Origin of the sequence: Psychromarinibacter sediminicola (assembly GCF_029168335.1) — a bacterium.
Taxonomy (GTDB): Bacteria; Pseudomonadota; Alphaproteobacteria; order Rhodobacterales; family Rhodobacteraceae; genus Psychromarinibacter; species Psychromarinibacter sediminicola.
Map to the genome: position 1 here is coordinate 60,576 of NZ_JARGYC010000020.1, position 7,142 is coordinate 67,717.

General features: G+C 70.0%; 5 protein-coding genes. All 5 read left to right on the forward strand.

What is annotated here, in order from left to right; translation table 11 throughout:
- Positions 1-3: 3 nt before the first annotated feature.
- The 5 genes from ppdK (at position 4) to glmM (ending at position 6,846) form a co-directional block, all read left to right on the forward strand.
- Positions 4-2,556, forward strand: a complete 2,553-nt coding sequence (gene ppdK / locus P1J78_RS09710) for a pyruvate, phosphate dikinase (RefSeq protein ID WP_374213227.1) — start codon at positions 4-6, stop codon at positions 2,554-2,556.
- Positions 2,557-2,754: 198 nt separating this feature from the next.
- A complete protein-coding gene (locus P1J78_RS09715) occupies positions 2,755-3,432 on the forward strand; it encodes a cell wall hydrolase (protein WP_275567149.1) in 678 nt (225 codons plus the stop codon).
- A gap of 105 nt (positions 3,433-3,537) precedes the next feature.
- Positions 3,538-4,446, forward strand: coding sequence for a dihydroneopterin aldolase (locus P1J78_RS09720; RefSeq protein WP_275567150.1), 909 nt, complete (start codon positions 3,538-3,540; stop codon positions 4,444-4,446).
- The gene (folP, locus tag P1J78_RS09725) at positions 4,443-5,504 is read left to right on the forward strand and encodes a dihydropteroate synthase (protein WP_275567151.1); all 1,062 of its coding nucleotides are present in this window, start codon (positions 4,443-4,445) and stop codon (positions 5,502-5,504) included. Before P1J78_RS09720 ends, folP begins: the two co-directional genes overlap by 4 nt.
- Positions 5,494-6,846, forward strand: coding sequence for a phosphoglucosamine mutase (glmM, locus tag P1J78_RS09730; RefSeq protein ID WP_275567152.1), 1,353 nt, complete (start codon positions 5,494-5,496; stop codon positions 6,844-6,846). The genes folP and glmM overlap by 11 nt, the downstream gene beginning before the upstream one ends.
- The last annotated feature ends 296 nt before the right edge of the window (positions 6,847-7,142 follow it).

Genomic DNA, 7,142 nt, shown 5'->3' on the forward strand with positions numbered 1-7,142 from the left:
GCGTTGCAGAAAATCGTCACCCTGAAGCCCTTCGTCCACATCACCTCTTCCGCGCCGATCGCGGTGGAGACGCATGGCGGCCGGGCGAAATGCCTGCAGCGGCTGATCCGGCTGGGGCTGCCGGTGCCGACGACGGTGGCGCTGTCCTTCGAGACGGTGCATCGCATCGCCGCCGGCGCGCTGCCCGACACGCGCTCGATCCTGAACGAATTCGGCGCCGCGCCCCTGGTCTCGGTCCGCCCGTCCAGCGAGGATCCCGACTGGGGCGGGCCGGGGGCGATCCTGAACATCGGGATGAACGACGACCGCCACGCCGCGCTGTCCGAGACGCTGGGCGCGCGGGCGGCGACGAAGCTCTACCTGCGCTTCATCCAGGCCTATGCCGTCCATGTGGCGCGGCTCGACCCGGACATGTTCGACGTGCCCGAGGCGCCGGACGCCACGGCGCTGCGCCATGTCATGGACATCTATGCTGAGGAGACCGACGAGGCGTTCCCGCAGGATCCGGCGGCGCAGCTAGCCGAGGTGCTGCGCTCGATGGCCCGCGCCTGGGAGGGAACGACGGCGCGGCTTCTGCGCCAGGCCAAGGGCGCGCCGGCGGATGCCGGGCTGGGCCTCGTGGTGCAGCGCATGGCGCTGGGCCTGGGGCCGGCGGAATCCGGCGCGGGCGTGATGCAGTTCGTCGATTCGGCGACCGGCCGGCGCCAGATCACCGGCCGCTACCGCAGCCAGAGCCAGAGCCGCGATGCGCTGAAAAAGCGCAAGGGCGCGCTGTATCTCACCCGCGACCCCCGCGGCGAATCGCTGGAGGACCGCTGTCCGGAGGTGTTCGCCGAGCTGGTGCGCCACGGCGAGACCTGCCGCGAGAAGCTGCGCGAGGAGATGCAGCTGGAATTCACCATCGAGGCGGGCGAGCTGCGGGTGCTGGACGCGCTGCGCGCGCCGCGGTCGGGCCGGGCGGCGGTGCGCATCGCGGTGTCGCTGGCCGAGGACGGGGTGATCCCGCGCGAAGAGGCCGTGCTGCGCATCGAGCCGCGCGCGCTGACCGAACTCCTGCATCCGCAGATCGACCCCGAGGCCAAGCGCGACATGGTCGCCCGCGGCATCCCGGCAAGCCCCGGCGCCGCCAGGGGCAAAATCGTCTTTTCGGCCACCGCCGCCCAGGCCAGCGAGTCGCGCGACGAGCCCTGCATCCTGGTCCGGCGCGAGACGGCGCCCGAGGATATCCGCGGCATGCACGCCGCCCACGGCATCCTGACCGAGCGGGGCGGGATGACCAGCCACGCCGCGGTGATCGCGCGGGGGCTGGGCCTGCCCTGTGTCGTCGGGGTCAGCGGCGTCGCCATCGACGACCGCAAGAAGGTGCTGACCACGGCCGAGGGCCGCAGCTTCCGCGAGGGCGACGAGATCACCCTCGACGGCGGCACCGGCGAGGTGCTGGCCGGCGCCGTCCCGATGCTGGAGCCGTCGCTGGACGAGACCTTCCAGGAGCTTCTGAGCTGGGCCGACGCGGTGCGCGACATCGGCATCCGCGCCAATGCCGACAGCCCGTCGGAGGCGCGGCTCGCCCGCAGTTTCCGGGCGCAGGGGATCGGGCTGTGCCGGACCGAGCACATGTTCTTCGAGGACGACCGCCTGACGGTGATGCGCGAGATGATCTTCGCCGACACGCCCGAGGACCGGCAGGCGACGCTGGATCAGCTTCTGCCGATGCAGCGCGCCGACTTCGTCGAGCTGTTCGAGATCATGCAGGGCCTGCCGGTCTGCATCCGCCTGTTCGACCCGCCGCTGCACGAGTTCCTGCCCTCCGAGCGCTCCGCGATGCGCGATCTGGCGGAGTCGCTGGACCTGCCCATCGCCGAGGTGACGCGGCGGGTGGACCAGCTGTCGGAATTCAACCCGATGCTGGGGATGCGCGGCGTGCGGCTGGGGATCACCGTGCCCGAGATCTACGAGATGCAGGCCCGCGCGATCTTCGAGGCGACGGTCGAGGCCAGCCGCCGCGGCGACCCGGTCGTGCCCGAGATCATGATCCCGCTGGTTTCCGCCAACCGCGAGGTCGAACTCGTGAAGACCCGCATCGACGGTGTCGCGGCGGCGGTGCGCAACCAGACCGGGGCCGAGTTCGACTATCGCCTCGGCGTGATGGCCGAGACCCCGCGCGCCTGTCTGCGCGCCGACGAGATCGCCCAGCACGCCACCTTCCTGTCCTTCGGCACCAACGACCTGACCCAGATGACCTATGGCCTGTCGCGCGACGACGCGGGGCGGTTCATGTCGGACTACGTCAACCAGGGCGTCTTTGCCGAGGATCCGTTCCACATGCTGGATGTCGACGGCGTGGGCGAATTGCTGAAAATGGGGGCAGAGCGGGCCCGCGCCACGATGCCGGACATCGTTCTGTCGATCTGCGGCGAGCATGCGGGCAACACCGAATCGATTGCCTTCTGCCGCGCGGCGGGGTTCGACTACGTGTCCTGTTCCCCGTTTCGAGTGCCGGTTGTACGCCTGGCCGCCGCCCATCTGGCGCTGCGCGCCCCCAGGACCGCAGATTGACGCTATAAGACGCTGACCTGGAAGTATTTTTTCCAATCGCAAAATCGCAAGGGCCAATCAATTTGCGCTTGCACTTTCCTGCGCGTCAGCCGCAGCCCCGCGCAGGAGACTCGACTCGATCCCCGTTTCGTGATTATCCGATAAGTCAAGATTGCATTTCGCCCGAATGGGGTGTGCCTGGGGGACAGTTTTATGGGGATGAAGCGTCTTTTCGGCGCGGTGGTAATTTGTGCCGCGTCACTCGGCTTCGGACATGTCGCGACCGGGGGCGAGGTGCTCAGCGAATCCAACGATCCGGGGATCGTGTTCGATTCGCGCCTGACCGATCTGCTCAGCAGCGAAAAGGCCGCGCTGGGCCGCATCAAGGCGGTGCGGCTGGAACGCCTGTCGGAAATCCCGCCCGGGAAGTTCGAGAAGATGACGCCCGACGGGGTGGAATTCTCCAATGCCTGGCTCGACACGCTGCCGGCGCCGAAGGGCGGCGCGCAATGGGCCTGCCTGGCCGAGGCGCTGTATTTCGAGGCGCGCGGCGAGAGCGTGAAGGGCCAGTTCGCGGTGGCCGAGGTGATCCTGAACCGCGTCGACCGGCCGGAATTTCCGGGCACCGTCTGTGGCGTCGTGCGGCAGGGCACGGGCGAGCGGTACCAGTGCCAGTTCACCTATACCTGCGACGGCCATGCCGAGGCGGTGAACGACAAGCGCACCTACGAGCGCATGGGCAAGATCGCCTGGCTGATGCTGAACGGGACCGAGCGGGTGCTGACCCGCGGGGCCACCAACTATCACACCATGGCGGTCAGCCCGGCCTGGGCGCGGCGCTTCCCGCGCACGACGACCATCGGGGTGCATCACTTCTACCGGATGCCGGGGGCCTAGGCAGGCGCCCGCCGCGCGGCGGCGGCGGCCCGGCGGACGCAGGCGGCGCCTGTAAGGTCGTTCCGCGACTCGCATCCCGTCCGCCGCCGCGCTAGAGCGTGCGGCATGACCAGCGAGATCACCCAGGCCTTCGCCCATCCCGAGGCGCGCTCCGCCGCCACCGCCGACCCGGCGATGCCGGACCGCATCTCGCTGCGCGACCATATCGTCGAGGCCGAGATCGGCGCCTTCCAGCAGGAACGCGGCCGGACCCAGCGCATCTGTTTCAACATCGTGGTCGAGGTGTCCACGCCCGACAGCCCGGTGGACGACGATGTCGACCGCATCCTCAGCTACGACCACCTGACCGAGGCGATCGCGGCGGCACTGGCGGCCGAGCGGCTGAACCTCCTGGAAACGCTGGCCGAACGCATCGCCGAGCGGGTGCTGGTCGAGCCGCGGGCGCGGCGCATCTTCGTGCGGATCGAGAAGCTGGACCGGGGGCCGGGGGCGCTTGGCGTCGAGATCGTCCGCGCCCGGCGGCCGAGCGCCCGCGCAGTGCCCGAGGGCGAGGCGATCCCGCATCCCACCGTGGTGTTTCTGTCGAACGCGGCCATCGCCGCGCCGGGTCTGGCAGAGACCATCGACGGCTTCGCCGCCTCGGGCGAGCCGCTCATCTTCTGCGTCGGACTGCCCGCGGCGCCGGCGCCCGCGGCCGAGGCGCGGCTGGCGCAGCGGCGCATCGACCTTCTGGCGCTGGAACAGAACGCCTGGGTGCTGGCCGGGCGCGACCGGCGCTGTGTCGTGGTCAGCACGCGGACGGAACTGGACTGGGCGATGCGGCACGGGCAGATCTGCGTCTGGGCGCCGTCGAAGCTGGTGCTCGACGCCGTCGAAGGCCCGCGCACCGACCCGCGCGACGCGCCGGCGCTGGCGGCCTGGTTCGCCGAGACGATGGAGGCGCGCGAGCTGGTGCTGGTGGGCGCGGCGGCGGTCGCGGCCGGCGTGCCGGTGCGCGTGGCGGAGGGCGCATGAGGGCGCGGTTCCACGCCCTGGCCCGGACCGGGCGGCTCGACGGCGAGCCCGAGACGATCACCACCGTCGTCGGCACCAAGCCGGTCCGGCCCGCGCTGGCCGGCAGCCGGCATGTCTGGTTCGAGGACGTGAACATCCGCGGCGCGGACGGCGCCTGGGACTATCTCTGCGCCTTCGAGCTGGACGAGGCGATGCGCGCCCATCTCTCGGCGCTGCGTCCGGCGGTCTGCGGGCTGTCGCTGGACCGGCCGCGGATCATGGGGATCGTGAACGTCACGCCCGACAGCTTCTCGGACGGCGGCGACCGGCTGGGTGTCGCGGATGCGCTGGCGGCGGCGCAGGCGATGGCGGCCGAGGGCGCCGACCTCCTCGATATCGGCGGCGAGAGCACCCGGCCCGGGGCCGAGACGGTGGCGGAGCACGAAGAGATCGCCCGTGTCGTGCCGGTGATCGAGGCGATCCGCGACGCGGGGATCGCCACGCCGATCAGCATCGACACCCGCAAGGCGGTCGTGGCCGAGGCGGCGCTGGCGGCCGGGGCGGACATGGTCAACGACGTCTCGGCGATGACCTACGACCCCGAGATCGCGGCGGTCGTGGCGCAGCATGCCGTGCCGGTCTGCCTGATGCACGCCCAGGGCGACCCGGCGACGATGCAGGACGCGCCGCGCTACGACGACGTGCGCTTCGAGGTGTTCGACAGGCTGGAGGCGCGCATCGCCGCCGCGGTGGCCGCCGGCATCCCGAAACAGCGGATCCTTGCCGATCCGGGCATCGGCTTCGGTAAGACCCTGAAACACAATTTGACGCTGCTGCGGATTCTGTCGCTTTATCATAACCTGGGCGTGCCGTTACTGGTGGGGGCGTCGCGCAAGCGGTTCATCGGCACGATCGGCGGGGCGGATTCCGCGAAGGACCGGATGCCCGGCTCGCTGGCGGTGGCGCTGCACGCGGCGGCGCAGGGGGCGCAGATCCTCCGCGTCCACGACGTGAAGGAGACACGGCAGGCGCTCGACCTGCATCTGGCACTGAACGGGGACGAGTGGGATGACACGTAAGATTTTCGGCACCGACGGGGTGCGGGGCAAGGCCAACAGCTATCCGATGACCGCGGACCTGGCGCTCAGGCTGGGCGCGGCGGCCGGGCGCTACTTCCGCCGCGACGGGTCGACCCCGCACCGGGTGGTGATCGGCAAGGATACGCGGCTGTCGGGCTACATGCTGGAGAACGCGCTGACCGCGGGGCTGACCTCGACCGGCATGAACGTGCACCTGCTGGGCCCGGTGCCGACGCCGGCCATCGGCTTTCTGACCCATTCGATGCGCGCCGATCTGGGCATCATGATTTCGGCCAGCCACAACCCCGCCCACGACAACGGCATCAAGTTCTTCGGCCCCGACGGCTTCAAGCTGTCCGACGAGGCCGAGGCCGAGATCGAGCGGCTGATGGAGGGCGAGATCGACTATGCCCGCCCCGAGAATATCGGCCGCGCCCGGCGCATCGACGACGGCCGCCGCGGCTATATGGAATTCGCCAAGACGACCTTTCCGCAGGGCCGCAAGCTGACCGGGCTGAAAGTGGTCGTCGACTGCGCCAACGGCGCCGCCTACCGCGCCGCGCCGGACGTCCTGTGGGAGCTGGGCGCCGAGGTGATCGCCATCGGCACGTCGCCCGACGGCTACAACATCAACGACGGCTGCGGCTCGACGAACACCGCGCTGGCCTCGCGCCGGATCCGCGAGGCGGGGGCCGATGTCGGCATCTGCCTGGACGGCGACGCGGACCGGGTGATCATCCTGGACGAGAACGGCGAACTGGCCGACGGCGACCAGATCATGGCGCTCTTCGCCACCCGCTGGGCCGAGAGCCAGCGGCTGAAGGGCAACGGGCTGGTCGCCACGGTCATGTCGAACCTGGGGCTGGAGCGCTATCTCTCCGGCCACGGCCTGGCGCTGGAGCGGACGCCGGTGGGCGACCGCTATGTCGTCGAGCGGATGCGCGCGGGCGGCTGGAACCTGGGCGGCGAGCAGTCGGGCCATATCGTGATGACCGACTACACCACCACCGGCGACGGGCTGATCGCGGGGCTGCAGTTCCTGGGCGCGATGGTCGAGACCGGCATGCGCGCGTCGGAGCTGTCGGTCAGCTTCGAGCGGGTGCCGCAGCTTCTGAAGAACGTCCGCTACGCCGCCGGGACGGAGCCTCTCAGCCTGGCGAATGTGCAAAGCGCCATCGAGGCGGCGGAGGCGCGACTGCAGGGGCAGGGGCGTCTGCTGATCCGCAAGTCGGGCACCGAGCCGCTGATCCGGGTGATGGCGGAATGCGAGGACGACGCGCTGCTGACGCAGGTGGTCGACGGGATCGTGGCCGAGGTGGAGTCGGCCGGCGTGGCCGCCTGAGGGGCAGGGCGCCCTGCCGCGAGGGGCGCGTCGACCACTGGGTTAGTCCAAGGGTCGGTAGCCGTTTTCGCGCTGCCAGTCGCGCCAGCGGGTGGCGAATTCATCAGAGTTCAGCTCCTCGTTGATCGGAGCATCAGGGTGTAGCTTGATTCCGTCGGGCAGGGTGACTGTGACTTCACCATAGCAATCCAGAAACGCATTTCGATCTAGAGCGTTTGCCCACCGACATGAATCGATTGGGGATTCCCATTCGGCCGAGGGACTGATTCACTGACCCTGGGGCAGATACTGGGGGC

Coding starts and splice junctions, on each gene's coding strand:
- folP (WP_275567151.1), top strand. CDS start 4,443: ATGAGGGCGCGGTTCCACGCCCTGGCCCGGACCGGGCGGCTCGACGGC.
- P1J78_RS09715 (WP_275567149.1), top strand. CDS start 2,755: ATGAAGCGTCTTTTCGGCGCGGTGGTAATTTGTGCCGCGTCACTCGGC.
- glmM (WP_275567152.1), top strand. CDS start 5,494: ATGACACGTAAGATTTTCGGCACCGACGGGGTGCGGGGCAAGGCCAAC.
- P1J78_RS09720 (WP_275567150.1), top strand. CDS start 3,538: ATGACCAGCGAGATCACCCAGGCCTTCGCCCATCCCGAGGCGCGCTCC.